Here is a 278-nt window from a genome sequence, read left to right on the forward strand (position 1 = left end):
GGAATGTAAATGCAATCGGGCGAATGCGGCGGAAAGCGCTTTTCCCCCACTTCTTTCGCGCCTAAAGGTGCAGCAATGACTGCTAAGTTACCATTCCTCTTGGCGATTTCTGTTTCGTTGTTTGCCCTTCAAGCGTGCAAACAGGTTGAGGAACAAGACGACCGTCCCGAGAGTTCACGCGAATTCCCGCGTGCTGATCGGGCTGTATCGCAGCCCGGAGACACCGAATTTTCCACAGAAGCTGCCCGTGACGAAGCGGGCGAGGCCACCAAATTGAT

The 278-nt window shown here is 54.3% G+C and carries 1 protein-coding gene; it reads left to right on the top strand.

The features are described 5' to 3' along the window. Positions 1–75 precede the first annotated feature (75 nt). The coding region (locus tag ACS2QP_RS27580; protein ID WP_438883035.1) for a hypothetical protein at positions 76–278 on the top strand (203 nt) is incomplete at its 3' end.

The organism is Bacillus cereus group sp. Bce019, assembly GCF_051781745.1.
Lineage (GTDB): Bacteria > Bacillota > Bacilli > Bacillales > Bacillaceae_G > Bacillus_A > Bacillus_A cereus.